Annotated in this window: 3 protein-coding genes; 2 read left to right on the top strand and 1 reads right to left on the bottom strand. The window is 64.6% G+C overall.

Annotated elements, in window-relative coordinates:
* Positions 1-942: MFS transporter (locus tag RHBS_RS27205; protein WP_128646893.1), on the top strand; the 942-nt coding region annotated here is incomplete at its 5' end.
* A gap of 147 nt (positions 943-1,089) precedes the next feature.
* Here the strand turns inward: RHBS_RS27205 and RHBS_RS27200 are convergent.
* Positions 1,090-1,314, bottom strand: coding sequence for a DUF4396 domain-containing protein (locus RHBS_RS27200; protein WP_094648397.1), 225 nt, complete (start codon positions 1,312-1,314; stop codon positions 1,090-1,092).
* Positions 1,315-1,732: 418 nt separating this feature from the next.
* Between RHBS_RS27200 and RHBS_RS27195 the strand changes: the two genes are divergently transcribed.
* Positions 1,733-1,936 (top strand): heavy-metal-associated domain-containing protein, encoded by a 204-nt coding sequence (locus tag RHBS_RS27195; RefSeq protein ID WP_032375705.1) that lies wholly within the window; start codon positions 1,733-1,735, stop codon positions 1,934-1,936.
* Positions 1,937-2,074: the final 138 nt, after the last annotated feature.

Raw genomic sequence — 2,074 nt, 5'->3', positions numbered from 1 at the left:
TCGCTGTTCAACCCGGCCGTGCGGGCGTATCTGGCCGCCGACGCAGGGCCACGGCGGGTCGAGGCGTTCGCGGTGTTCAACGTGTTCTATCAGGCCGGGATTCTGCTGGGCCCGTTGATCGGTCTCGCTCTGACCACCCTCGACTTCCGAGTCACCTCACTGGCAGCGGCCGCGATTTTTGCTGTTCTGACGATCGTGCAGATTTGGACGCTCCCCGCGCACCGGGCCGAGACGACCGGGGCCACGACATCGGTACTCGAGGACTGGCGGGTGGTGATGGCCAACCGACCCTTCGTGCTGTTCGCGCTGGCGATGATCGGATCCTACGTGCTTTCGTTCCAGATCTATCTTGCGCTGCCGCTGCAGGCTGCGGTGGTAGTCGGTAACGGCAGGTCCGACACCGCTCTGGTGACCTCGTTGTTCGTGGTCTCCGGCGTGGTCGCGATCGCCGGGCAGTTCCGGATCACGTCCTGGTTGTCCCGCAGGTGGGGTTCGGGGCGAAGCGTGGTGGTCGGTATGGCAATCATGGCGCTGGCGTTCCTCCCGCTGATCGTGCTGCCGAGCCCGGCCGCGCTGGGCGGGTGGGCCGCCGCCGGTGCCCTGGTGTTCACCGCTGCACTGTTGGCGGTCGGCACCGCCGCGGTGTTTCCGTTCGAGATGGACACGGTGGTGACCCTGTCGGGCGGGAAGCTGGTGGCCACCCATTACGGGTTCTACAACACCATCGTCGGGGTCGGCATCCTGCTCGGCAACCTGGGTACAGGAGCCGTCTTCGGGCTTCTCAGCGACGCGCATCTGGGTGCACTGATCTGGGCGATACTGACCCTGGTCGGGGCGGCATCTGTGGCCGCTCTCTATGCGCTCGATCGATCCGACCGGCTCACCCCACCCCCCACCGAGACCACGGTGACCGAAAGCGGCGAGGTACCGGCCACCGGCTAGCGGCAGTGCACGCCGAGAAGTGGCCTGCATTGCCCACACCCGAGACCTCGACGATGATTGCCGAACACGAGGGTATCGACGCGGCACCGTTCACGACTATCCACCGACCGGTGGCCCGCATTCACACGAATGCGGGCCACCCACGCCTCAGGCGGGGGTGTTGCGGTGACGTTGGAGGCGACGGACGACGGGGTAACCCGTGACCACCCCGAGGACGATACCGATTTGCATGAGCATCCAGAACGCAGCGTCGGTGGCCGGTGGCATGGTCTCGGTGTAGTACAGCAGCAGCATCCAGCCACCCATCCCGAGGTCGAACGCCAGTACGGTCAGTGCAGCGACGCCGAGCGCAGCCACGACAGAACGCCGAATGGATTGCCTGCGTACCGACTACCGGTGTGATGGCCGAACGCTCGTATACGAAGAGCATGATCGTGGCCAGTATGGCGATGACGATGATCATCACCCAAAGAACACTCTGTCCGCACGAGATTCGACGTCGGCAAGGACGGAAGCGACATCATCGAGAAGATTGTGGGCATCTCTGCGCGCGCGTAATCCGCGTTCGTAGTAGCCGGAGTCGAGGACGCCCGCCGATGCAGGCTCTGGTGCGACGTTCGATTCTGGGTGCCGCTCCCGCATCCGAGGGCGGTGTTCCGGTCAGTGCCCAGGGTCATGCCGTAGCACCGGTGCGGCACATCTCGTTGCATACCGTAGGGGGGTATGGTAAATCTGTAAGTGGGTCGCGACGACCTCGATCACATTCCGAATCGAAGAAAGAAGGGCATCGATGAACACCACCGTCACCGTCACCGGAATGACCTGCGGGCACTGCGTCTCCTCGGTCCGAGAGGAGATCAGCGGCATCCCCGGTGTGACCGCCGTGAATGTCGACCTCGCGAGCGGCCGAGTCGATATCGACTCGGACACCCCGATCGAGCAGACGGCCATCGCCCACGCAGTCGACGAGGCCGGCTACCAGCTCGCCTCCTGATCGACACCAGACCCGGACAGGAGATTCGCACGATGAACGCATCATCGAAGTTCGTCGGATTCACCATCGCCCTAGCCGCGGTCTTCGGGCTCGCCTTCGGAGCCGGGGACGCCTTCGGCCCCGAAGGTGCCGCACCAC

The sequence above is a fragment of the Rhodococcus sp. BS-15 genome (genome assembly GCF_000813105.1).
GTDB lineage: Bacteria > Actinomycetota > Actinomycetes > Mycobacteriales > Mycobacteriaceae > Rhodococcoides.
Note: the sequence above shows the minus strand (reverse complement) of the source record. Positions and strands in the feature narration are given on the sequence as shown.